Here is a 25,077-nt window from a genome sequence, read left to right on the forward strand (position 1 = left end):
CTTTTACTACCAAAATTTATTAATTCTTTTTTGATTTTTTACAATGTCAGTAATTCTCACACCATAATTTTCATCAACTACTACAACCTCCCCCTTTGCAACTATTTTACCATTTACAAGTATATCAAGAGGTTCTCCAACTAATTTATCTAATTCAATAACTGTACCTGGTCCAAAATCGAGTATTTCACTAATTTGCTTAACTGTTCTACCAAGTTCAACAGTTACATTTAAAGGTACATCCTTAATTAAACTTATATCGTTGTGCTGATTAAAATTCTCACCAGTTTCATCAAAACTTTCAAACTGTAGTGGTTTTACATTTATTGGATTTTTTGGAATTTCCTTGTCTTTATATGGTTGATGATGCACTGCAGCTTTAGAATTATAAACATTATTATCTGCATTTGTTCTTTTAGTTATATTATCAGCACTTTCATATTCTTCACTTCTATAACCAGTATTAGCATTTGACTGATTACTTGCTATGCTGTCTTCATGTTTTGATGATGTATCCATTTTAGGATTAAGCAAAGGCTGAACCATTTTTTTAGCAAATTCTATGGGAATTATCTGCATTATTTCACTATCTAAAACATCTCCAACAGTCATATTAAAAGCTATTCTAACTAGCTTATCGTCATTTTTTAATTCTATATTTCCAAAATCTTTATTTGAAAAGTCAATTGGATATGCTTCAGGAGGTAATATATCTATCTTTGTATTGAACATTTCAGATAAAGATGTACAAGCTGAACCTATCATTTGATTCATCGCTTCTCCTATAGCACTTAAATGTAAATCAGTAAGTTCTTGTGCAATATTAGTTCCATCACCACCCATCATTAAATCTGTAATTACTTTAACATCTTTTTCTTTAAGAATTAAAAGGTTAAAACCTTCTATACCTTCCTTATATTTTATTATAACAGCAACAGACGGTATTGTATAATTTTCAGATAATTCTTCCAAAGTAGTTTCTGAAACCTTTGGAGTAGTTATAGTTACTTTTTGGCCAAGTAATGTAAACAGCGTAGTTGCTGCTGTACCCATACTTATATTTCCAATTTCTCCTAAAACATCTTTTTCTTCATTTGTTAGACTTAAGTTTTCATCATTTAAATCTGTTGTAGTTCCATTCAGCAAGGCATCAATTTCTTCTTGAGAAAGCATATCAGCCATCTTATTCATCTCCTTCCTCAACCAGGTCGGTTATCTTTATGGCCAAATTTTTCTTTTTCAAACCAGGTTTTCCAAGAAATTTCAATTTATCACCTACAATTATCTTTATATCTTCATCTATTTTAGTATTCAATGGAATAACATCACCAACTTGTAAATTTAAAAAATCTCCTACTGTAATAGTTGATTCTCCTATAATAGCTTTTACTTCTACATTAGCCTTCTTAAGACCAACTTGTAAAGCTTTCTTTTCACTATCAGATATTTCTTTATTATTGCTTGAAAACCAAAGTTTAGTACTTAATTTTTGAATAATCGGTTCAATAACTAAATGAGGGATACATATGTTTATTAATCCTTCTATATTGCCAACCTTTATACTCATCGTTATTAAAGCTATAGTTTCATTTGGAGAAACAATTTGAGCAAATTGAGAATTAGTTTCAATTTTATCTAAAGATGGATTTAATTCCACTATATTTTCCCACGATTCTGTCAACAATTTATTTATTTTAATTATTATTTTCTTTAGTAAAGTCAACTCTATTTCGGTAAACGAACGTACTTCTTTTACTAGCTTACCAGTCCCACCTAAGACTCTTTCAATCATTGTAAACGCAATATCTGTAGAAATATCTAAAATTACCTGTCCAGACATCGGTTTAAAATTAATTATTCCAAGTACAGCTGGATTTGAAATTGAATTGCTAAATTCATAATATGTTAATTGTTCAACTGAAATCACTTCAACATTTATATAAGTTCTCAAATAACCTGATAAAAAAGTATTCAATAATCTAGAAAAATTTTCATGGATTATTTGAAGGGTACGTAATTGATCCTTAGCAAATTTATCAGGCCTTCTAAAATCATATTTCTTTATTTTCTTTTCTTTATTTTCTTCTTTAATATCCTGAACGTCTAATTCACCAGCACTCAAGGCCTGTAAAAGTTCATCAATTTCGCTTTGTGAAAGAACATCAGACAATTACGTCACCTCCACATTATTGAATAATAAATTCCACAAAGTATATATTGGAAATTTCTTCTGAATTTATATCTTTTTTAACTAAACTTAAAATGTCCATTCTTGCTTTCTGCTGTCCAGGCTGTCCAATTAATTCTTTATAAGTTTTGTTTCTCAAAAGCTCCAATATATCATTAGTTATTTTTGCCCTATGTGCTTCTAATACCTCTTGCAATTTTTTATTCGTATATTCTACAGTTATATTAATTTTTAATATTCTACTACTATCTTTTATGTTTGTATATAATTCACCTAACTCATAATGAAAGTGTTCTACTTTTTTTTCTTTATTATTATTTTTATTAAGCATGAAAAAGAAAATTCCTGCCATAGTAACTGTAACAATTAATAAACCAATTAAGCTAAGAATTAAAACTTTCTTTACTGTCATGAAAATCCCCTCTTTTAATAGTTTGGTTCATTCTTTAAAAGGTCAGAACGCAAAATAACAATATCTACCCTTCTATTTTTAGCTTTATTTTCTGGTGTATCATTTGGAGCAACAGGATGATATTTGCTGTAGCCAGATATAGAAAATCTTTCTGGCTTCATATTAGTTTCTTCAATAAAAAATCTTACAACATTCGCAGCTCTAATAGAAGATAATTCCCAATTGGTAGGATATTTTGTACTTCTTATAATAGGATCTGAATCAGTATGCCCTTCTACTCTTATAAACTTATCAGCAAATTCCTTTCTTTTAAGCAGTCCAGCTAAAAACTTTAAAGTAGCTTTTGATTTTGGCTTTAACACTGCTTTGCCAGAATCAAACAAAACATTTTCTTTAAATCTTAAAAGCAGTCCCCTTTTTTCTAAACTGACTAATATTTGATTTTCTAAATCATTTTCAACTAAATAATTTTCAACTATTTGTTTTAATTTTCTTAAATTTGCTAATTCATCTACACTTGAAGTTAAATTGTCTTCATTTAGCGAATTACTTATATAATCATCAACTTCAATACTTTTTCCACTTTTCAAAATTCCCGCTGAACCTTGAAATGACTGCATTATAGCTTGAAATTTTCTCGCATCTATTTCAGAAAATGCAAATAGCAATACGAAAAAACATAAAAGCAAAGTCATCATATCTCCATATGTAAGCATATATTCTGGAACGCCGCCAGATTCTTCTTCCTTAAATTTTTTTCTACTCATTTACACCAGCCTCCGTTTTTCCATCATTACTTAATGATTTACGAATAGCTGGAGGTAAAAATGCTTTTAATTTTTCTTCAATAATTCTAGGATTTTCACCTGCTTGTATAGAAAGAAGCCCTTCTATCATAATTTCTTTGAGTAAAATTTCTTCCCTACTCCTTATTTTTAATTTCTTTGAAATAGGTACAAATATTAAATTTGCTAGTAAAGACCCATAAAAAGTTGTAATTAATGCAACAGCCATACTAGGACCTATGGACTTTGGATCATCTAGCTGTTTAAGCATTATTACAAGTCCAATTAGCGTTCCTATCATACCAAAAGCTGGAGCCATTGTTCCCATCATATCAAATAAACTTTTACCTTCACTATGACGTTCTTCCAAAAAAGATAATTCTGTTTCCAAAATATTTTTTACGAGTTCAGGGTCTGTACCATCTACAATTAGCATTACGCCTTTTTGTAAAAATTCATCGTTTATATCTTCAACTGCTTCTTCTAAAGCCAAAAGTCCTTCTCTTCTAGCTACATTTGCCAAATCGATAATTTTATTTATAACACTTCCCGGTTGAAATCCATTTGTAGAAAATGCTTTTTTTACAACTTTAAATGAAGCAAGTACTTTATCCAAAGGAAAGGAAACAAATGTTGCAGCTATTGTTCCACCAATTACTATCAAAAATGATGAAAAATCTAAAAACCAACTTAAGCTTCCTTTCCCTAAAATTCCCCAAACAACTAACAAAAGTCCAGATACAATCCCTATAATAGTTGCTAAATCCAAATATTACACCCCTTTTCATTTAGAGCTATCAGTAAAGTTATTGTAAATATTTCTTTTATATTGTATTATTTTGTCTATTATTTCGTCAATATTTTCAGCTACAACTATTTTTTTGCCCGTAGTAAGAGTTATTACAGTATCAGGGGTTTCTTCTATTGTTTCAATTAGGTCGCAATTTAGTGCAAAAACATCATGATTAAGTCTAGTAACATATATCATATAAATCATTCCTTATTAATTTAAAGTTAATTTACCTGGACTAAAGAGTCCAGGTATAATTATCTCTTTAGATTAACTAATTCTTGAAGCATTTCATCTGTTGTCGTAATAACTCTCGAATTAGCTTGAAAACCCCTTTGTGTAGTAATCATTGTAGTAAATTCCTTTGCTAAATCTACATTTGACATTTCAAGTGCTCCGGGAATTAATGTAGCAAATCCACCTAACCCCGGCTTTCCAATTATTGGATTTCCAGAGTTTGAAGTGCTTACAAATAAGTTTTCTTGAGTTTTTTGAAGACCTTCTGGATTTTTAAATCTTGCCAGTGCAATTCTTCCTATTGCAGAAGTCTTTCCATTTGTAAAAGAACCTGTTATTATGCCATCTTCACCTATACTAAAACTATCAAGTTTACCCTGCTTATAGCCAGTTAATGTCTGAAGATGTATTGTACTGTCGCTTGAAAATTGCTTTAATAATTTATCTCCATTTTCATCTTCAAAAGATAAATTGAAATTAAATGTATCTGCACCATTAGGAAAAGTACCCGTTGAAGAAGAAAGTTCTATATTTATTTTTGATAAATCTACTTTTCCATCAGTAAAAGTAATATTATCCACAAAATATTTTGGTGCTGGAGAACCTGCAGCATTTACATCTATAGCTTCAGTACTGTTTACTGCCTCAATTACTAACTCCCATTTATTAGGCTCAATTGCTTCTTCTATTTTAGGATTGTTTGCATCTGTAAAACTTTGTGATGTAAATTTTTCATTATCCCAATCATATGAAAAACCTGATTTCATTTTCCTTCTAAAAGTTAGTTTGAGTTCATGTTCTCCTCCCAACTCATCATAAACAGTTATAAATTGAGGATTTGTCATAAGTTTACTAGATGAAACTAGCCATTCATCAGCATTACCATTACCACTTGTATCTTTTACCGTAATAGAAGCATCAAGTCCTAAATCAGCATCTATATTTCCTTCTATTATTACATCTCTTTCTGTTGACTGCTTCGCATTAGCAGGTTCTGAAATCCCTGTAACTTGAGCCGGGAAAGTCATAGCTTTGGAAATTACAAGCCCCTCTAAAGTAGTTTTAAATTTAGGAGTTTCTCCTATGGTTCCATCTTCAATTCTATATCCGAGAACTCTGTATCCACCTAAATTTAAATTTCCCATACTGTCGATTGAAAAATTACCTGCTCTTGTATAACTTCTATTTAAAAAGTTTTCATCATCTGAAACTATAAAGAAACCATCTCCATTTATCATTACATCAGTCGGAACGTCTGTTCTGTCAACTGAACCCCTAGTATGAATTGTATCTATAGAACCAATATTTATTCCAAGTCCTATCTGCTGAGGATTTGTACCACTCCTTCCGCCTTGGTTAGCTGACGCTCCCTTTATAGTTTGACTTAAAACTTCTTTAAAAGTAACCCTTCCAGCTTTAAATCCAACAGTATTTACATTTGCAATATTATTTCCTATAACATCCATTTTAGCTTGATGAGCTTTAAGTGCAGAAACTGCAGAATTCATTGAACGCATCATAATAATTACCCCCTTTAAGTTATGCCGTAACCAACTTCATCTGTCATTCAGAAGTTAAAAGCTCCCTAGGAAGGTCCAGCTTTATACAATTACGGCTCCATCTATATTTGTAAAAATATTTTCTCTTAATTGTTCATCTACAGCAGCTGTAATTATAGTATTATTTTTTACACTTGCAATGAAAGCTTTGTTATCCATGAGAATTAAAGCTTCTCTTATCCCTTTACTGCTAGCTTTTTTTACAGCATCATTTAGTTTATCTATTTCACTTTGAGTTAAATTTATATTCCTATTTTTTAATCTTTCTATAGCATGTTTTGAAAATTTGAGGTTTCTAGCAGTAATGCTTTTATTTAAAATTTCCTGAAATGTATTCATTCCAGTATCCACTTCATGAACATGCCTATTAATATCTCTTCTGAATTTTAAATTATAGTTTAAATTTATTCTATTCAAGATAACACCACCTTAAACTGCATTACTCAGTATCAGTATTATAAATTTCTATTGCCTTATTAATATTTATAAGCTCATTAACCGTTTTTGAAGTGTTATCTATATTTTTTTGATAACTTTTATCAAGATTTAAAATGGATTTATTTAAGCTATCAAAAGACTCTAACATAGTATCTTCTAAGCTTTCAAGTTTTTCATTTAATCGAGTATTTTGACTATCTATTAACTCTTTAATAGAATTTAAAAGTTTGCCTGTATCATCCATCTTTTTATTGATTTCCTGCAATTGCTCTAATGAACTAAACTGAGCCATTTGAGCAATAAATTCTTTATCCTCCACAGGGTTTAACGGATCTTGATATTTAAGCTGAGTAATGAGCAGATTTAAAAAAGCATTTTTATCTAAATTGCCTTTCTTTTTGCTTTCACTTCGATTAGAATTTGTAAGATTAGATTTATTAGATATATTCATTATACTGGAATTCAAATCTATCTCTCCTTTATGCCAAATAATTTATAGTTGAATCTAATCCATTCAAATAAGTTTGATTTGTCATATAATTTTTCTCTAACTGCTCTTCATTTAAAACAACTTTTTTTGCTTTTTTTCCTTTATATCTATCAAATGTACTCTGATTATAACTTGAGTCCTGATTGACTGATACACTAAATTCTTTTATTTCAAATCCCTTTTCACTTAATGCACTTCTCAAATCTTCTAAATTAGCTTCTATAGCTTGTTTTACAATTTGACTTTCAACATCAAATTTTGCAACTAAAATACCTCTTTCCACAATAATTTTCATAGATAAATTCCCCAAAAAATCAGGTTTTAATTTTATTGTGATTTGAGAATTATCATCGTTAATATAAGTCTTTGCATTTTCTATTATCTGATTGAATATCTTTCCCAATTCTAAATTGTTATTCTTTAAAAACTGCCCAGTCTTTACTGCATTTATAACTTTTTCATTTTCAATGCTTGAATTTCCAGTATTTATAAATTCATTAGCTTTCGATAAATCATGTTTTTCTGAAATATTACTGCTTTTTGTTCTTATAATACCTAACTTAAATAATTTTTTTGAATTTGTTTTTTCATTTTCTCCACTTTCTTTAAGCTTATCAGATACTATCTTCTTACTTTCTTCTAAATCATTGGAATTAGATGTTATATTTTTATCTTCTTCTAATTCATTAGATGATTTAATTGAGTTTGCTGATTTTACAGTAAAATTTTTAAGTGATTCATCTTTCTGATAGCCTTTTAAATTTTGAACTGCATTTTTAGTATCTGTCTTATTATCCTTATTATCTTTTAAAATTTCTTGCAGCTCATCTAAAAGTTTGTATAAATCTGAAGTTTCTTTATCAGATTTAACATCTTTCATTTGCTGAATATCAACTAAAATACTTTTTACTTTTTCAAAATCGATACTCTCTAAATTCAAATTGTCTGAAAAATATTTTTTTATTTCATTTAAAATATAATTAATATTGAAATCTTCTCCATTTAAACTAAATTGAGATAAAAGTTTTTCAATAGCTTTTACTGCATCTTCTCTTTCATGTATATTTCTTTCATCACTTATATTTATATTTTTAATTATTGAACCTAAAGCAGACATAAGCACATTAACATTTTTAAATTGTTTGTTTTCTTTTTTATCTGCATCGCTGACATTCTTTCCTTGTTTTTCATCTATTGTTTTTTTATCGTTATTATCTGTTTTTTTGCTAAGTATTTTTTTGAATTTATTATCAGTATTTAGATTTTTAGAATTTTTAATTGATTTCTTGCAGTTTAAATTATCATTAAGCTTACTACTACTATCATAAGCTGCTAGTAAATCTTTTCTTATCTTTCTATTTAACATATTTTTTCACCTCCTTCTATTAATAATATAGACTTATAGTTTATATTAAGGAACTGGTATAGCAAGTTTTTTAGAAATTTCTGAAGAAAGATTACTGTCTAAGTACGAAAGAATAGATGCCACTTTCTTTTCATTAAAACTCTTTAAAACATTTATAGCTATATCTTCATCAGTAAAAGAAATAGTATTTCCATTGCCAAGAACATATTTAACAGGTTTACCGCTATTTCTAATCATTCTCTTTATAAGCTCTGCTATCTGCTTTTCATCCATTTTCTCGTATATAGCTGTAAGTTCTTTAACATTATTGTTGAACTGCCTATAGACTTTTATAGCTTTTAAAATATCATCTGTAACAGTATCTTTTCCTTTTAATAAAATTTCTTTTTCTTTAATACTATTTATAAGCTCAAATATGAATTTATTATCTTCTAAATTAGATAAAATTTGAGCAGTTTTTAAAACCCCTATATTTCTATATATTTCTGCTAATTCTTCCATCTTGTAAGTTTTGGTATTTCCAAGTATCTTAACAAGATTTGCAGGACTTTCTATAGAATAAATATCTGAAAGATTTTTTAATTGAAGCTGTTTATCTTTTAATTCATTTATTTTCATCGATATACTATTTCTTGCTTGAATTGATGTAAAATCATCTAAAATTTCATCTTTAACATCAGAATCTATATATCTAAGTAATTCTGCCGCTTTTTCTTCATCCATATTTTCAAATATTTTAGCTAAATCTTTATAAGATATTTTATTTTGAACTATATCTGATTTTATTTTATTCACAGCTATTATAGTGGACAAACTTTCTATATATTTAGCTTGACTTATTATTTCATTATCTTCTTCCTTTTCTATTTGATCTAAAATGTTTTTCAAAAGATTAGTCTTCATTGAATTATTGCGCATACTATCAAGTATTTTTTTAGTTTTTATAGAATTTGCTTTATACATCAATTTTATAATATCATTAAAAGCTTTCTGGTCTTTACTTTTTATCAAATTAAGTTTATCTACTGCCCTATTATCATCTAGCTTTATCAAATAATTTGCAAGTAAATGAATTTGATTATTTATTTCTTCTTTTGTGGGATAATTTTCAAAATAATCACCCACTGCACCCGGCAATTTTGACAAGTATTTATTTGCTTCCATTTTAAAGTTTTCATTTGTATAATATATCGCTGCTAAAATTGTCATTGGTATAATAAAAAATACAATAAACACTATCAAAAGAATTTTACCAATACCTATTCCTTGTTTGCTTTTTTCTTCTACTGTGGCCATATGCTATCACCTGCTTAACTTGCTGTTAAATGTAACAATTTGATCTATCAACTTATCTTCTTCCAATTTTATATGAAATTTATATTCTTCGTATCTTTTTTCTTTTAGTTTTTCTAATATTTTTTTTTCTTTTGACATCTCAAATAATTTATTTTTTATAATTTCAATATCTTTTTCTTTTTCGGCAACTCTATTTCTTTGTATATAAATTTTAAAATGTAAAGATTTAATATAATCATTAATACTTTTAAGCACAGCTATATTACAACCTCTGCTCGTCTTATCTTTTAATAGCTTAGAAACATTTTCTCTTTTACTTTTTAAATCATCTAATTTCCTTTTTTCTAAATACAATTCATCATATGCCTTTGAAAGATCTCCTTTAAGTTTCATTTCTTTATCTTCTGTCAATTTTAAAATGTTTTGATATCTAAATTTAAAAACTGGCATTAAAACCACCTTTATTCAATAAAATATTTTATAAACATTTAGAAAACTTAAGATGATACTAACGATTTTAATTTAAGCAGTGTATCTTCAAACTCAAATTTATCATTTACTCCTTGTTTGAGAAAATTATTAAAAGAATCTATTTTCTCAATTGCCAAATCAATTTTCCTATTGCTGCCTTTAGAATAAGCTCCAATATTTATCAAATCTTCCGCTTCTTTATATACAGATAAAATCTCTTGAAAATTTCTTGCAGACATCAAATGCTCTTCATCTACTATATTCGGCATAACTCTACTTACACTGCTTAAAATATCTATTGCTGGATAATGACCTTGATTTGCCAATTTTCTAGATAATACTATATGACCATCAAGTATACCTCTTACAGCATCAGTTATAGGCTCATTCATATCATCACCATCAACTAATACTGTATATAGTCCAGTTATAGAACCCTTTTCTGAATTTCCTGCTCTTTCCAAAAGTTTTGGAAGAACGGCAAAAACTGAAGGAGTATACCCTCTTGTCACAGGTGGTTCTCCAACTGCTAGTCCTACCTCTCTTTGAGCCATCGAAAATCTCGTTAAAGAATCCATCATTAATAAAACATCTTTCCCCTTATCTCTAAAATATTCAGCAATTGCTGTAGCAAGTAGTGCTCCTTTTGTCCTCACTAACGCTGGTTGATCAGATGTTGCAACAATAACTACAGAACGTTTAAGTCCTTCTTCTTGCAGTTCATTCTCAATAAATTCTCTTACTTCTCTTCCTCTTTCACCTATCAGTGCAATTACATTTATATCAGCTTTTGTATTTTTTGCTATCATACCCATAAGTGTACTCTTACCTACACCGCTTCCTGCAAAAATCCCTATACGCTGCCCTTTACCACAAGTTAACAGTCCATCAATTGCCTTTATTCCTAACGGCAAAATTTCTGTAATTTTCTTCCTAGTAAGAGGATTAGGCGGCTGATTATTAACAGGATACTTCTTTTTTGTAATAAGTTGTCCTTTTCCATCTATTGGATTGCCAAGCCCATCTAATATTCTGCCCAACAGTTCATCACCCACATTAACATATAGCGACTGTCCTGTTGCTATTACTTTACTTCCAGGACCTATACCATTCATCTCACCAAGCGGCATGAGAAGTACTATTTCTCCTTTAAAACCAACAACTTCAGATTTTATAGGCAAACCACCTTTTAAAGGATATATATAACACACTTCCCCAATTTCTACAGCTGGACCTAAAGACTCAATAGTTAAACCAATTAATTTTGAAACTCTACCACTATATCTTATTAGATTTGTATTTTCAAGTGCAGATAAATACTTATTTACAAAGGACATCTATAAATCACTCGCCTTTTAATATTTCCTCAAATGTATTTTTAATCTGATTAAATTGAGTCCATATACTAGAATCAACACTACCTGATGAAGTATCTATAATACAACTTCCTTTTGAAAGTGATTTGTCTTGCTTTATAATTATATCGGTTACATTTTCACTCAAAGCCAAAATTTTATCCTTAACTTCTAAAGCAAATTCATAATCATCAGGACTGACTCTTAAAACTAAGCTGTCCGTAAAAGCACATTTTTCCAATCCCGCTTTAATCAATCCATATATTATGTCATAATCTTCCTTAATTTTTTTATTTAAAATCTTTTCTATTGTTTTTATAACTAAATCTACAACATCTCTTTCTATATCTACAATAAAATTTTCTTTGAATTTCATAACTTCTTCTTTTATGTTTAAAGCTTCACTTATAATTTCATCTGCTCTTTTTTTACCCTTTTCAAAACCTTCTCTAACACCTTCTTCAAAACCTTTTTCATAACCTTCTTCTCTTGCATTTTGAATAATCTGCTTTGCTTTTTCATAAGCATCATTGATTATTCTTTCAGCTTCTTTTTCAGCCTCTAAAAGTTTTGAATTTTTAATCTCTTCTATTTCTTTATATAAATCTTTTATATTTCTATCTTCAGACTTTTCATTTTTAGAAATACTCTCTATCTTTTTCTCATGTTTTATAAAATCTGACGAAGTAAGCTTATATGCAGATTTATCTATTATAACTTGCGTTGACTTCAAAACCCTAGACAATTATTTCATCTCCTCCACCACGAGATATAATAATTTCTCCAGCTTCCTCAAGTTTTCTAATTATATTTACTATCTTCTGCTGTGCTTCTTCTACATCACGCAATCTAACTGGTCCCATAAATTCTATATCTTCTTTTATCATTTCAGCCATTCGTTTAGACATATTTGCAAATACAATATCTCTGACTTCTTGAGTTGCTCCTTTTAAAGCTACTGCCAAATCATTATTATCAACTTCTCTTATAAATCTTTGAATTGATACACTATCAAGAGTAATAATATCTTCAAATACAAACATCCTCTTCTTAATTTCCTCTGCCAATTCAGCATCTTGTATTTCTAAAGTTTCCATAATAAATTTCTCTGTTCCCCTATCTACTGAGTTTAAAATATCAACTATAGTCTGAACTCCACCAGTTGTCGTATAATCCTGAGTAACCATAGATGAAAGTTTTCTCTCTAATACATATTCTACTTCTTTAATAATTTCTGGAGAAGTTCTATCCATAGTAGCTATACGCTGTGCTACATCTGCCTGCTTGTCCTGTGGCAATGATGATAAAATCTGTCCAGCCTGACTAGGACTTAAATATGAAAGAATTAAAGCTATAGTTTGCGGATGTTCATTTTGTATAAAGTTAAGCAATTGACTTGCATCAGCTTTACGTACAAAATCGAATGGCCTAACTTGAAGTGAAGCTGTTAGTTTGTTTATAATTTCTAGGGCTTTATTAGCTCCCATTGCCTTTTCTAACACTTCTTTTGCGTATCCTATTCCACCTTCAGAAATATAATTTTGTGCTAAACAAATTTGATAAAATTCTTCTATTACTTCTTCTTTTTCCTCTGGAGAAATCTTTCTCATATTTGCAATTTCCAAAGTCAACTCTTCTATTTCATCATCTTTTAGATGTTTAAAAATCTTTGCTGAATTATCAGGTCCTAGTGCTATCAATAATATTGCAGCTTTTTCACGTCCTGTTAGACCACCTTTTTTCACCATATTAGACCCCCTAATCTTCGTTTAACCAATTTCTTAACAGTTGTGCTACTGCTTCTGGTTTTTTGTCGAGGAATTTTTCTATTTGATATTTATAGCTTGCTTTATCATTGAAATCTAAATCTATTTCTTCTATTTCATCACTTTCCCCAGTTACAGGTGGCTCTAAGATTTCTTGAACCTCATTCTTTCTCTTTCTAATTCTAATCACAGTAAATACAACACCAATAATAAGTAGTAGCGAAATAATTCCTATACTCCACATTGGCAGTTTAGATAAAATATTACCATTATCTTCACTGCTGACAATTGAATTTTGATTATCTGAATCATTAAAGTCACTTGCCATAACTTCAACTACTTTTGTTTCAAGTCCAGCTGCTGCAGATACTAATTTTATAAGCTGCTGTTTGTGTTCTTCTGTCAGTTCTCCATTTGGCAAACTTTTTCTATTTATTATAACTGCTACACTTATGTCTTCAATTTGACCAGGAGCTTTAACAATATTTTTCCTGATTTCATTCAATTCATAATTGATATTTGTATTTTCTTTTTCATATTTAGAGCCTTTAGATTCAAATTCTTTATATTCAGTTATTTCTTGAGAATTTGAATCTGTACCCGGCGGCCCTCCTTCAGCAGTATCAGCTACTTGTTCTTTTAATTTTGAAATACTTCTTATAAGTCCATTAGTTTCCCCTTCTAAAGGAGGATTAAATTCAACATATTGAGTAACTTCTTTATCAAAATTCAGTTTTACATTTACCATGACATCTACATTTTTAAAACCATATATCTTAGCCAAAAGATTTTTTATACTGTTTTGCAAATTAGTTCTCACTTGTTGTTGTATATCCATACTATTATTTACTGTATAGACTTCACTATCTTCTGGTTTTGAATTTAAAATTCTTCCCGTACTATCATGAACAGATACATTTTCAGGTTTTAATCCCTCAACTGCATTTGCAACTATCATAACTATTCCATTGACTTGCTGCTCAGTTAATTTATACCCTCTTTTTAACGTTACAACAACAGATGCTTTAGAAAATTTATATTTTTCAGTTAAAAAATCGCTATTATCAGGAACTGATAAATTTACTTTTGCATCAACAACTCCTTCTAATGTTTCTATAGTTTGAGCTAATTCACTCATCTGAGCTTTTAAATATTTCATTCTTCTTTCTTCACTTGTCATTGTAAGACTGTTGCTATTAAAAGCATCACTCCAAGTAAATTCTTTATTTGGAAAGCCTTCAACTGCCAAATTCATTCTGGCTTTATTAACACTTTCTTTTGGAACCAATATTGTAGTCCCACCATTAGCATCTTTCCAAGGAATATTCATTTCATCTAATTTTGCAGTTATTTGTCCCGCTTCTTCTAAATTCAATCCACTATATATTACTTTATAATCCGGTTTTGCAAAATAAAAAATAGCTAATGATAGAAAAGAAACTAAAAATAAACTTCCTAAACCTATTAAAATTTTTTGTTTTTTATTAAGGGATTGAAAAAATTCATTTAATTGATTTCTTATCTTTTCCAGAGATTCCCCCATTTGTACACCTCATTTCCAACTATAGTAGTGCGTATAGTATACATATACTAGTTTATAGTTGTATTCTCATTATTTCTTTATAAGCATCCATTATTTTATTTTTTACTTCAATAGCAAATTGAAGGGCTATTTCAGCTTTTTGTCCTGCAATCATAACATCATGAATATTGTCTATTTCACCTGAAGCAAGTTTTAAACCCATTTCTTCAGCTTCTTCTTCATATGTATTAATCTTGTTTATTGAATCAAACAAGATTTTTTTAAAATCTATGTTGTCTTTATCCTTGTTGTCTTTTTGTAGTAAATTTGAAATCTTAATATCATTATAATAATTAGAAATCTTCATTTATGAAAGCCTCCCATTAACGACCTATTTCTAATGCTTTCATAGCAATATTCTTTGAACTATTAAGAGCAGTTACATTTGCCTCATAGCCTCTTGAAGCAGATATTAAATTAATCATTTCTGTCACTATATCTACATTTGGCATCAAAACATAGCCTTTTTCATCTGCATCAGGATGTCCGGGATTGTATACCTTTTTAAAAGGTGAATTATCATATGTAATCTTGCTTACTTCTACTCCATTACCTAAATCATAACCGCTTTTAACAGTATTTAATATTTCTGAAAAACTGCTACCTTTTCTTTCTTTGAAAATAGGTATCTGTCTTCTATAAGGTGTACCACTACTAGTTCTTGTAGTATTTGCATTTGCAATATTTTTTGAAATAATATCCATTCTCAATCTTTCAGCAGTAAGTCCAGTAGCACTTATATTTATTGATTTAAAAAAACTCATTTACCTATTTCCTCCCATCAGTTATGCACATTTTTATTCTGTGAAGCTTACCATTTAATTGTTTTATTAATGCATTAAACTTAATTGTATTCTTAGCAAGTTCAGCCATTTCAGTATCTATATTTACATTATTCTCATCTTTTCTAAAACTTGTATTGTATTCAGTCGTAATTTGAATTTCAATATCTTCAATATCATTTTTATTAGAAATGTGTTTAGGATGTGTAGTTTTTAATTTAAAAGAATTGTCATTTAAAAATTCTTTTAAAATTTTTTCAAATTTAACATCTTTTCTTTTATATCCCGGTGTATTGACATTAGCTATATTATTTGAAATCGCTTCATTTCTAAGCCATGCTGCAGATAATGCCTTTTGATAAATAGATATATCTTTAAATGTCTTATCTAACATATTACTACCTCCACCTAAAACAAATTAATGGACAACAAGTATATTTTATTCGACAAAAATGTGATTTTTCCTTCTTTTTTTGTCAATATGGTTTACAAAAAAGCAAAAGGAACTATTTTTCACTTATATTTTACAATATTAGTCAATAAATGTTAAACATTTTTGTTTTATATACATAAAGTCAGGACTTAATTACTATAATTATAAATAATTAAATATGTCTTTTCTACTCTTTTTTAAGCTGTAACTTCTTTATTTTCATATCTTAAGCCAAAGTTTTAAAATTAGATAAAAAAATAGCAACCTTTAAAGGTTGCTATTTTTTTAATTTCTTTAATTCTTCTAAAAGTTTATCATTTAATATCTTAATATGAGTACCTTTCATACCTAATGACCTTGACTCTATTACACCAGCACTTTCAAATTTTCTTAAAGCATTTACAATTACAGACCTAGTAATTCCTACTCTATCTGCAATTTTACTAGCAACAAGCAATCCTTCATTGCCATTTAATTCTTCAAAAATGTGTTCTACAGCTTCAAGTTCTGAATAAGATAATGTACCAATTGCCATTTGTACAATAGCTTTTTTTCTAGCTTCTTCTTCGAATTCTTCACTTTTTGCTCTCAAAATTTCCATACCAACTACTGTAGCCGAATATTCAGCTAAAACTAAATCTTCATCAGTATATTCTTTCTCATGTCTTGCCAAAACCATTGTTCCCAATCTCTGACCACTGCCATTAATAGGTACTATAGTAACTAATTTGTTATAACTTTCTATATCATACTTAAAAATACTTAATAATTCATCTCCTGTTATATTAGATTTAGTTTCAGTAATTTTTAATAATTCTTCATTATATTCTTGCGGAAATCTCTTTTCTTGAGTTTCTTTATCTACAATTATTGGACAATCGGATACATCTGCTAAACTCACACCTAACACTTTACCTTTTTTACTAGCTACATACACATTTGCATCTAATATTTCACTTAAAGTCTTGCAAAGTTCAGGAAAAGATACTGGTGTATTTCCAGATTGCTGAAGTATTTTATTTAGTCTCCTCGTTTTTTCTAAAAGTGAACTCACCATAGTCTGCCTCCTTGTTTTATATTGTTGTTTATAGAAATCTTTATTAACAAATTCAATGTCTTAAACCAGTTTATTATAAGTCTTCCTTAAAATCACAATCTTTATTAAGACATCTTGCTGTTTTTTTATTTTTTGTACTTTTCACAACTAAAATTGATTGACATTTTGGACATCTTTTATCAATAGGTTGTTCCCATGTCATAAATTTACAATCAGGATAGTTGCTACATCCATAAAAAGTTCTGCCTTTTTTAGTCTTTCTAACAATTATATCTCCACCACATATAGGACACTTAACTCCTGTCTTGATTAGTATAGACTTTGTAAAATTACAGTCAGGATAGTTTGAACATGCTAAAAATTTACCAAAGCGACCATGTTTTATTACTAAAGGACTTCCACATTTTTCGCAAATTTCATCTGTCTTTTCTGTAAGGTCAACTTTTTCTATTTCTTTTTCTGCTTTGCTTAAAATTTTGCTAAAAGGTTTATAGAAATCATCAATCAGTTTTATCCAAGATATTTGACCTAATTCCACTTTATCTAACTTTTCCTCTAAATCGGCAGTAAAATCTACATCTACTATATCAGAAAAATATTTTTCTAAAATATCATTTACTAAAAATCCTAAATCAGTAGGTTTTAAATTTTTTCCATCTCTAACTACATATCCTCTGCTCAATATAGTAGATATTGTAGGTGCATAAGTACTTGGTCTGCCTATTCCTTTATCCTCCATTTCTTTCACTAGTGTAGCTTCAGTATACCTTGGAGGAGGTTGTGTAAAATGCTGTTTTGGATTTATATCCTTACAAGTTAAAATTTCATCTTTTTCTACTTTAGGCAAAATATTTTCATTTATTTGAGCATATGAATATACTTTAAGAAAACCATCAAAAACTTGCTCTATTCCTTTAGCTTTAAAAATATATTTACCATTTTTTATTTCGATTGAATATGAATAATAAGTCGAATCAGCCATCTGACTTGCTACAAATCTCTCCCAAATCAATTTATATAAATTATATTGGTCTTTACTCAATGAATCTCTTATAGAATCAGGTGTTCTATAAACAGATGTAGGTCTTATAGCTTCATGAGCATCTTGTGCATCTTTTTTGTTTGTTACTTTACGAGTATATTTAGGAAGATATTTTTTAGAATATTTTTCAACTATATATTCCTCAGCTTCTTTTTTAAAGTCTTCTGAAATCCTTGTAGAGTCAGTTCTTATATATGTTATTAATCCAACCGTTCCCTCATCAGCAATATCAATTCCTTCATATAATTGTTGAGCTATCATCATCGTCTTTTTAGTAGAAAATCCAAACTTGTTAGATGCTTCCTGTTGAAGACTACTAGTCGTAAAAGGATGATAAGGCTTTCTACTTTTTAACTTCTTTGTTACATTTGAAATTACAAATGTATTATTTTTTATTTCATCTATTATTAAATCTACTTCTTCTTTACTGTTTATTTCTATTTTCTGTTTATCTGTACCATAAAATAAAGCTTCAAATTCCTTAGTTTTACTTTCATCACAAAGCGCAACTTCTATAGTCCAATATTCCTTTGGAACAAAGTTATTTATTTCCCTTTCCCTATCACATATAAGTTTAGTAGCTACAGATTGTACCCTACCTGCACTTAACCCCTTTTTGACTTTTCGCCATAAAATTGGACTAATACTATATCCAACCAATCTATCTAATATTCTCCTAGCCTGTTGAGCATCTACTAAAGTCTTTTTTATAGGTCTTGGACTATTAATAGCTTTTTTGATAGCTTTTGAAGTTATTTCATTAAATTCTATCCTGCAGTTTTTATTTTCATCAATTGATAAAATATTAGCTAAATGCCAAGAAATAGCCTCCCCTTCCCTATCAGGGTCTGTAGCCAAATAAATTTTATCTGCTTTTTTGGCTTCTTCTTTTAACTCTTTAATAACTTTACCCTTTCCTCTTATAGTTATATAATTAGGTTTATAGTTATTTTCTATGTCTATACCCATTTTACTCTTAGGCAAATCACGAATATGTCCTATGGAGGCTTTAACTTTATATTTTTTGCCTAAAAATTTACCTATTGTCTTAGCTTTAGCTGGTGATTCAACTATTACAAGTGAATGAGCCATATGCCCACCTCCAAGAAAGGCTTCACAATGTTTGATTATATCAGAAAACTTGAAATATTTCAAAAGAAATATTACTAAACAGCTATAAAAATTTTTCCCGGTAATTCTTCAATTAAACCTTTTAGTTCCAAGATAGTTATTATACTATTTAATTCATTTATATTCAACCGTAAAACAACTGATATTAATTCAATATTTATAGGCTGTTTAATTCTTATTAAATTATATACTTCCTTTTCTTTACAACTTAAATTTAAATCTATATCTATATTATTCTCAAAAAAAATATTTTGTATATTATATTCTTCTAAAATATCTTCAACACATGTAACAATTTTTGCACCTTCTTTTATCAGCTTATTCGTTCCCTTTGAAGTATTTGTCAAAATGTTACCCGGAACTGCAAATACATCTCTTCCTTGTTCTAATGCATGATTAACAGTAATTAAAGAGCCACTTTTAAGTCCTGCTTCAACTACTAATACACCTTTAACTAAACCACTAATTATTCTATTTCTGCGTGGGAAATTGCCAGGCCTCGGCAAAGTTCCAATTGGATACTCAGACAAAACTGCCCCACTGCTTACTATTTTTTTCATTAAATTTATATTCGATTTAGGATAACAAACATCTACACCTGAACCTAAAACCGCAATAGTCCTTCCTCCGCCGTCTAATGCACCTTTGTGAGCAGCAGTATCTATTCCAACAGCTAAACCACTTACAATAGTTATCCCATACTTTACTAATTCTTTTGCAAATTTATATGCTATATTTTTTCCATATGGTGTTGCTTTTCTTGAACCTACTATTGCAATTGCAAATTTATCATCTTCTTTGTAATCTCCAATTACATTTAATACATATGGCGGATCATAAATTTCTTTCAAACTTGATGGATAATTACTGTCATTTAGACAAATACAATTTGCATTTATTTTTTTTACTTTTTCCATATATGCACAAAAAAATTCACTATTTCTTTTATCGATTATTTTCTTTGCCAAAGATTTCTGAATACCGGGCACATTATAAATTTCACTTGATGAAACACTCCAAAGTTTTTGAATATCTCCGAAATAATCAATTAATTTTTTTATAGTTTTATATCCTATACCTTTAATAGAATTTAACCAAATAAGACACTCTCTTTCATTCATAATTTATACCCTACCTATATTTTTTATACCTCCCAGAATTTTTTGTCAAGACTCCTATACTGAATTGCTTCAGCTATATGAACTGTTTTTATTTCTTCAGATTCATCTAAATCTGCAATAGTTCTACTCAATTTTATTATCCTACTATAGGACCTTGCACTCATTTTTAATTTATAAAATGCAGTTTCTAACAATTTATTCTGCTTATATTTCAAATGACAGTATTTTTTTATAAGTTTTGGAGAGAGCTGAGAATTATAATTTATCTTTTCATTTTTATATCTTTCTAACTGTATCAATCTAGCTTTATCTACTTTTTTCTTTATTTCACTAGAATTTTGATTTTTTGTATTTTTTACTAATTCTTGATATTTAACTGGAAAAACTTCCACATGAATATCTATCCTATCTAATAATGGTCCTGAAATTTTCGATAAATACTTTCTAACTTGACTTGGCGAACATTTACATTCATTATAGGGGTCATTATAATATCCGCAAGGACAAGGATTCATACTCGCCACTAATATAAATTTTGATGGATAAGTTATTTTAGCATTTACTCTTGAAATAGTAACTTCTTCATCTTCCATAGGCTGTCTTAATGCTTCTAAAACACTTTTTTGAAATTCAGGAAACTCATCTAAAAATAAAACTCCTAAATGTGCTAAAGAAACATCTCCAGGCTTTGGAATTTTCCCGCCACCTATTAAAGAAACTTTAGAAGCAGTATGATGTGGAGAGACAAAAGGTCTAGATGTAATTAAAGAACAATTATCCGATAAAAGTCCTGCAACACTATATATCTTAGTAACCTCAATTGATTCTTCTATAGTCATATCCGGAAGTATTGTCGGAAATCTCCTTGCAAGCATTGTCTTTCCAGCACCCGGTGGTCCAATTAAAATAATATTATGAGCTCCTGCCGCAGCTATTTGAAAAGCTCTAATCACATTTAACTGTCCAGAAACTTCACTAAAATCTACATCATATCTTTTTTTTACTGATTTTACTTTGATATTATCTTTAAATGGCTTAATATCTATTTCAGATTTTAAAAAGTCAATAACATCTTTTAAGTTGTCAAAACCATAAATATCAGCATCTTCAATTATACTAGTTTCATTAATATTTTGTTTAGGAAGTATAATTTTTTTATACCCTTTTTCTCTAAATGATATGACTATAGGTAGTGCTCCTATTACTTTATTTAATCTTCCATTCAATGACAATTCTCCTATAAAAGCATATTCTTTTAAACTTTTTTCTTCAATTTGACTTGATGCTGCAAGTATTCCAATTGCCATTGGCAAATCGAAATGAGTTCCTTCTTTTTTTGTATTTGCCGGAGATAAATTTATAGTTATTTTTTTTATTGGAAATTGAAATCCAGAATTTTTTAAAGCTGCACGAATTCTCTCTTTAGACTCCCTTACTGCTGTATCTGGTAGACCCACAATAGTAAAAGAAGGCAGTCCATTTGAAATATCTGTTTCTACATTAATAATCTCACCGTCTAGCCCAACTAAATTGCAACTTATGACATTAGATAACAACAAAATATCCTCCTTTAAACAAACTGTACTTGATTTACATAATATAATTATGTAAATCAAGTATTTTAATATAAATATATATTTGGTATATGGTTTATGATATAATTTTTAAAATCTTTTATAATAATTTCTACTGCATCAATTCTAATATTATAATTTTTAATGTTATTTTTATTGAGATAATAAAAAATTGTTTTAGTTATATGATTAATTTTATTTTTAGTTATAGATTCAATAGGTCTGCCAAAGTTTAAACTCTTCCTGGTCTTCACTTCTATAAATATATAAAAGTTATCATTTTTTGCTATTATATCTATTTCTCCAAATTTACATCTAAAATTCTTTTCTACTATCTTATACCCTTTATCTTCAATATACTCAACTGCTAGCTTTTCACCTAAATCACCTAACTCTTTATTTTTCACATTTTTCTTCCTTTCAATATTAAATTCAAAAAAAATAATTCTAATCCTAAAATATTATTTTGACATTATTTTCTATATTCCTTCAAAAATTTATAAACTTTTTGAAAATTTTACAAGATTAAATATTTAAAGCAGCTCTTAGCAAAGTTATAGGTAACAAATAAGAGGAAAAAAATCTTTTTTATTTTTTAAAAAAAGACCTAAAAATAGGTCAGTAAATTAAAATTTATTATTTTTTCATTTTACTGTCTAATTTAGCTATAAAGAGCAAAACTTCAACAACAACCTGATATAACTCGGGTGGAATTTCTTCTCCTAAAGATAAATTATAAAGCTGTTTTGATAATTTTTCATCTTTATAAATTGGAACATTATTTTCTTTTGCTATATTTTTTATCTTTTCAGCTGTAAATCCTTTTCCCTTAGCTATTAAGTGTGGAGCTGAATCTTTATCTATATCATATTTTAAAGCAGTTGCAATAGTTTCTTTTTTTTTTTTCATATTTACACCTTCAAATCCAATTTATTATATTTTGAAACCATTTTGTCAGAAGATATTATATCTATTAATGAATCTTTTTCCTTTACTATAGTATATTTTATATTAACTTTTTTAAAATCTAAATTATAAAGACTGTTAATCAATTCATTTTCATACTTTTTAAAAAAGCTTTCTATTTTATTATTGTTGAGCTTAAAATTTAAATTAATTTCTTTATTATTTATTTCTATCAAAGACTGTACAATATTAAGATTTTTAGTATCTAATGAAATAAATATTTTTGTACTTTTTTTATTGATTTTTTTATTCTTTTTAGCTTCCTTAGAAATATATATTTCTAAAGAATGAATATTTTCATTCACGTTAATTGGTATTTGAATAAATGTCAAATTTTCATTTAATTTATTTAAAAATTTAAAACTTGTTTTTATATCTTCAATTTCTCTTGCTATTATAGTCTTTAAAGTATTATTTTCTTTCTTATTTAAATCATATTCCAATTTTCCAATTTCAAAATATATTTTATTCATTATTTCATTAATTTTAGATTTATCATAAAAAATATTAGGTTTTACAGATTTTATCAATTTAACTAAGTTGCTATATTCTTCTGACTTAATGCCATTTTCTTTTAAAATTTCTATAAATTCTAAAAGCTTATTGGAAATATCTTTTTTACCAACAATAATATCATCTATAAGCTTTATATTCATAAGATTAAATTTTAAACTATTTTTCAACATAAAAACTAATTTATCTTGTGAAATATTATTCATTAACTTTAATAAATCATTTGAATTTAAAAAGTGCAATTTGTTATAACCTTTAAACTTTTTCAACAAACTATGCTCATCATGATTTTCTTTATTTACATCTGCAATATCTTTTTCTGAAAAATTAAGATTATTTACAACTTTTTTAAGAAGCTCTTTTATTTCTATTTTTAAATCACTTTCATCAATAGAAATACCATACTGTTTTAAAATCTCAGCAAGTTTACCATAATATTTTTGTGTAAACTTTATTAATTCAATATTTTCTTTTGTAACCGGTATTTCATTTTTTAATAATTTTTCAATTACTACTTTATCAGTTATTTTATCAGTAAAAAATTTGCGTGTATCATCATCTATACTCTTATTATCCAAATTATAATTAATTTTAATTAAAATTTCATTTTTATCTTCATTTTTTCCTACAACGGTAAATTCAAGTGTTTTGCCAATCTTATAATCATTATTCTTATTTGAAATATTTTTAGCCTGAAAAACAAATTTACCATTTACTTCTATATTAAGCAAATTATCTGAAATTTTTAATATTTTTCCTCTAAATACATCGCCTATATTGATATCTGATATGAATAAAGCTTTTAATACATTTGAAATATTTTCATTAGATATATTTTTATTATTGATAATTCCATTGTAAATGAAATTATATAAATTAATATTCATTTTAATCACCCAGAGATTTTAAAAATGTCTTTCTGTGAAATGGAGTAATGCCAAATTCTTTTATTGCTTTATAATGTTCTTTAGTTCCATATCCTTTATGATTTTTAAATCCATATCCCGGATACTTCTTTTCATATTCGATTACTATCCTGTCTCTCGTAACTTTTGCAACAATAGATGCAGCAGCTATTGATATGCTTAAACTATCTCCCTTAACTATTTCTTTCTGTTTAATATTTATATCGGTCAATTTCAATGCATCTATTAATAAAAAATCCGGTTTGTTTTTTAGTGATAATACTGCTTTTTTCATTGCCAGTTTGGTAGCATTGAAAATATTTATTTTATCTATGATTTCATTGTCTACTATTCCTATACCTACATCTATCGCCACTTCATTTATAATATCATACAGTTTATATCTCTTTTTTTCTGGAATTTTTTTTGAATCATTTATTCCAAATATCAACTTATCTTTAGGCAAAATAACAGCAGCTGCTACAACTGGACCAGCTAAAGGCCCTCTACCTGCTTCATCTATACCTGCTATTAAATTATAATTTTGATTATAAAGCTCATTTTCAATCTTACACATTTTTAAAATTCTTTCTCTTTCTCCAATAAACTTACTATACTCTCTTTCAATTTTATCTGCAAATTTTTTTATAGTTTTTCTATTATCATCTTTTAAAATAGTTATATACTTTAATTTTTCTTCTATGCTTAATTTTTGTAAAAAATTTCCAACTTCATGTGCTGACATATTTTTTAAATCCATAATTTCATTCCTTTCAATATAATTTGATACATAATAACTAAATTATAACAAAAAAATT

At 27.9% G+C, this 25,077-nt stretch carries 27 protein-coding genes; all 27 read right to left on the reverse strand.

Translation table 11 applies throughout. The features are described from left to right. Nucleotides 1-6: 6 nt before the first annotated feature. Nucleotides 7-1,191, reverse strand: coding sequence for a flagellar motor switch phosphatase FliY (gene fliY / locus BUA90_RS00730; protein ID WP_330390618.1), 1,185 nt, complete (start codon nucleotides 1,189-1,191; stop codon nucleotides 7-9). After that, on the reverse strand, nucleotides 1,184-2,170 hold the full coding sequence (fliM, locus tag BUA90_RS00735; protein WP_072965470.1) for a flagellar motor switch protein FliM: 987 nt from the start codon (nucleotides 2,168-2,170) through the stop codon (nucleotides 1,184-1,186). Before fliM ends, fliY begins: the two co-directional genes overlap by 8 nt. Before the next feature lie 16 nt (nucleotides 2,171-2,186). After that, entirely contained in the window at nucleotides 2,187-2,600 is a 414-nt protein-coding gene (locus BUA90_RS00740) for a flagellar basal body-associated FliL family protein (RefSeq protein ID WP_072965471.1), read from the reverse strand. A 14-nt stretch (nucleotides 2,601-2,614) separates the two neighbouring features. Then, on the reverse strand, nucleotides 2,615-3,367 hold the full coding sequence (locus tag BUA90_RS00745) for an OmpA family protein (protein ID WP_072965472.1): 753 nt from the start codon (nucleotides 3,365-3,367) through the stop codon (nucleotides 2,615-2,617). Then, nucleotides 3,360-4,154: a motility protein A gene (locus BUA90_RS00750; protein WP_072965473.1), complete on the reverse strand. Its 795-nt coding sequence runs from the start codon at nucleotides 4,152-4,154 to the stop codon at nucleotides 3,360-3,362. The genes BUA90_RS00745 and BUA90_RS00750 overlap by 8 nt, the downstream gene beginning before the upstream one ends. Nucleotides 4,155-4,169: 15 nt before the next feature. Beyond that, on the reverse strand, nucleotides 4,170-4,373 hold the full coding sequence (locus BUA90_RS00755; protein ID WP_072965474.1) for a flagellar FlbD family protein: 204 nt from the start codon (nucleotides 4,371-4,373) through the stop codon (nucleotides 4,170-4,172). Nucleotides 4,374-4,432: 59 nt separating this feature from the next. Next, a complete protein-coding gene (locus BUA90_RS00760; protein WP_072965475.1) occupies nucleotides 4,433-5,932 on the reverse strand; it encodes a flagellar hook protein FlgE in 1,500 nt (499 codons plus the stop codon). 81 nt (nucleotides 5,933-6,013) lie between these two features. After that, nucleotides 6,014-6,388 (reverse strand): TIGR02530 family flagellar biosynthesis protein, encoded by a 375-nt coding sequence (locus BUA90_RS00765; RefSeq protein WP_072965476.1) that lies wholly within the window; start codon nucleotides 6,386-6,388, stop codon nucleotides 6,014-6,016. A gap of 22 nt (nucleotides 6,389-6,410) precedes the next feature. Beyond that, nucleotides 6,411-6,875 carry a flagellar hook capping FlgD N-terminal domain-containing protein gene (locus tag BUA90_RS00770; protein ID WP_072965477.1) on the reverse strand — a complete coding sequence of 155 codons (465 nt, stop codon included), beginning with the start codon at nucleotides 6,873-6,875 and terminating at the stop codon, nucleotides 6,411-6,413. 13 nt (nucleotides 6,876-6,888) lie between these two features. Further along, nucleotides 6,889-8,265, reverse strand: coding sequence for a flagellar hook-length control protein FliK (locus BUA90_RS00775; RefSeq protein WP_072965478.1), 1,377 nt, complete (start codon nucleotides 8,263-8,265; stop codon nucleotides 6,889-6,891). Between the two features lie 45 nt (nucleotides 8,266-8,310). Continuing rightward, complete coding sequence (locus tag BUA90_RS00780) at nucleotides 8,311-9,561, reverse strand: V-type ATP synthase subunit I domain-containing protein (protein ID WP_072965479.1); 1,251 nt, start codon at nucleotides 9,559-9,561, stop codon at nucleotides 8,311-8,313. 6 nt (nucleotides 9,562-9,567) lie between these two features. Continuing rightward, the gene (gene fliJ, locus BUA90_RS00785; RefSeq protein ID WP_072965480.1) at nucleotides 9,568-10,011 is read right to left on the reverse strand and encodes a flagellar export protein FliJ; all 444 of its coding nucleotides are present in this window, start codon (nucleotides 10,009-10,011) and stop codon (nucleotides 9,568-9,570) included. A gap of 47 nt (nucleotides 10,012-10,058) precedes the next feature. Then, nucleotides 10,059-11,369 carry a flagellar protein export ATPase FliI gene (fliI, locus tag BUA90_RS00790; protein ID WP_072965481.1) on the reverse strand — a complete coding sequence of 437 codons (1,311 nt, stop codon included), beginning with the start codon at nucleotides 11,367-11,369 and terminating at the stop codon, nucleotides 10,059-10,061. Nucleotides 11,370-11,376: 7 nt separating this feature from the next. Further along, nucleotides 11,377-12,132 (reverse strand): FliH/SctL family protein, encoded by a 756-nt coding sequence (locus BUA90_RS00795; RefSeq protein WP_072965482.1) that lies wholly within the window; start codon nucleotides 12,130-12,132, stop codon nucleotides 11,377-11,379. After that, on the reverse strand, nucleotides 12,125-13,135 hold the full coding sequence (fliG, locus tag BUA90_RS00800; protein ID WP_072965483.1) for a flagellar motor switch protein FliG: 1,011 nt from the start codon (nucleotides 13,133-13,135) through the stop codon (nucleotides 12,125-12,127). Before fliG ends, BUA90_RS00795 begins: the two co-directional genes overlap by 8 nt. Before the next feature lie 10 nt (nucleotides 13,136-13,145). Continuing rightward, the gene (fliF, locus tag BUA90_RS00805) at nucleotides 13,146-14,696 is read right to left on the reverse strand and encodes a flagellar basal-body MS-ring/collar protein FliF (protein ID WP_072965484.1); all 1,551 of its coding nucleotides are present in this window, start codon (nucleotides 14,694-14,696) and stop codon (nucleotides 13,146-13,148) included. Between the two features lie 52 nt (nucleotides 14,697-14,748). Further along, on the reverse strand, nucleotides 14,749-15,042 hold the full coding sequence (fliE, locus tag BUA90_RS00810; protein ID WP_072965485.1) for a flagellar hook-basal body complex protein FliE: 294 nt from the start codon (nucleotides 15,040-15,042) through the stop codon (nucleotides 14,749-14,751). A 16-nt stretch (nucleotides 15,043-15,058) separates the two neighbouring features. Beyond that, nucleotides 15,059-15,499: a flagellar basal body rod protein FlgC gene (gene flgC / locus BUA90_RS00815; protein ID WP_072965486.1), complete on the reverse strand. Its 441-nt coding sequence runs from the start codon at nucleotides 15,497-15,499 to the stop codon at nucleotides 15,059-15,061. A 4-nt stretch (nucleotides 15,500-15,503) separates the two neighbouring features. Beyond that, nucleotides 15,504-15,911, reverse strand: a complete 408-nt coding sequence (flgB, locus tag BUA90_RS00820; RefSeq protein WP_072965487.1) for a flagellar basal body rod protein FlgB — start codon at nucleotides 15,909-15,911, stop codon at nucleotides 15,504-15,506. Between the two features lie 316 nt (nucleotides 15,912-16,227). Beyond that, entirely contained in the window at nucleotides 16,228-17,007 is a 780-nt protein-coding gene (gene codY, locus BUA90_RS00825) for a GTP-sensing pleiotropic transcriptional regulator CodY (protein ID WP_072965488.1), read from the reverse strand. 73 nt (nucleotides 17,008-17,080) lie between these two features. Beyond that, nucleotides 17,081-19,141 carry a type I DNA topoisomerase gene (gene topA, locus BUA90_RS00830; protein ID WP_072965489.1) on the reverse strand — a complete coding sequence of 687 codons (2,061 nt, stop codon included), beginning with the start codon at nucleotides 19,139-19,141 and terminating at the stop codon, nucleotides 17,081-17,083. A 74-nt stretch (nucleotides 19,142-19,215) separates the two neighbouring features. Then, nucleotides 19,216-20,301: a DNA-processing protein DprA gene (dprA, locus tag BUA90_RS00835; protein WP_072965490.1), complete on the reverse strand. Its 1,086-nt coding sequence runs from the start codon at nucleotides 20,299-20,301 to the stop codon at nucleotides 19,216-19,218. Nucleotides 20,302-20,324: 23 nt separating this feature from the next. Then, nucleotides 20,325-21,857: a YifB family Mg chelatase-like AAA ATPase gene (locus BUA90_RS00840; protein WP_072965491.1), complete on the reverse strand. Its 1,533-nt coding sequence runs from the start codon at nucleotides 21,855-21,857 to the stop codon at nucleotides 20,325-20,327. 65 nt (nucleotides 21,858-21,922) lie between these two features. After that, entirely contained in the window at nucleotides 21,923-22,282 is a 360-nt protein-coding gene (locus BUA90_RS00845) for a YraN family protein (protein WP_072965492.1), read from the reverse strand. Nucleotides 22,283-22,511: 229 nt separating this feature from the next. Continuing rightward, nucleotides 22,512-22,784, reverse strand: a complete 273-nt coding sequence (locus BUA90_RS00850; RefSeq protein WP_072965493.1) for an EscU/YscU/HrcU family type III secretion system export apparatus switch protein — start codon at nucleotides 22,782-22,784, stop codon at nucleotides 22,512-22,514. 2 nt (nucleotides 22,785-22,786) lie between these two features. Beyond that, nucleotides 22,787-24,241 (reverse strand): hypothetical protein, encoded by a 1,455-nt coding sequence (locus BUA90_RS00855; protein WP_072965494.1) that lies wholly within the window; start codon nucleotides 24,239-24,241, stop codon nucleotides 22,787-22,789. Between the two features lies 1 nt (nucleotide 24,242). After that, entirely contained in the window at nucleotides 24,243-25,019 is a 777-nt protein-coding gene (locus tag BUA90_RS00860; RefSeq protein WP_094756652.1) for a ribonuclease HII, read from the reverse strand. Between the last annotated feature and the right edge of the window lie 58 nt (nucleotides 25,020-25,077).

Origin of the sequence: Caminicella sporogenes DSM 14501, from assembly GCF_900142285.1 — a bacterium.
In the GTDB taxonomy this organism is placed as follows: domain Bacteria; phylum Bacillota; class Clostridia; order Peptostreptococcales; family Caminicellaceae; genus Caminicella; species Caminicella sporogenes.